Genomic DNA, 255 nt, shown 5'->3' with positions numbered 1-255 from the left:
TCAATAAACTGGGCGCAGACTTTACGGATGGCTTTGCCGTTTTCTTTACGGAAGTTCGCAATGGTTTTAAAGTCAGGAGCTAAGCGGGTAATGAGCCACATGAGTTCAACATTACGTAGCGCTTCAGCTTCAAGGCGACGAGTCGATGCAATACGGTTAAGGTATCCATAGACATACAATTTCAACAGCACTGCAGGATGATAGGACGGCCTACCAGTATCAGCAGGAACTACTCCTTCAAAACCCAAACTCTTT

At 45.5% G+C, this 255-nt stretch carries 1 protein-coding gene; it reads right to left on the bottom strand.

The features are described from left to right. On the bottom strand, positions 1 to 255 hold a 255-nt coding region (locus ICN34_RS11475; protein ID WP_216122740.1), incomplete at both ends, for a transposase.

The sequence above is a fragment of the Polynucleobacter sp. Tro8-14-1 genome, assembly GCF_018881655.1.
GTDB lineage: Bacteria > Pseudomonadota > Gammaproteobacteria > Burkholderiales > Burkholderiaceae > Polynucleobacter.
The sequence above is the reverse complement of the archived record's forward strand: the minus strand, read 5'-3'. Positions and strand labels throughout refer to the sequence as shown.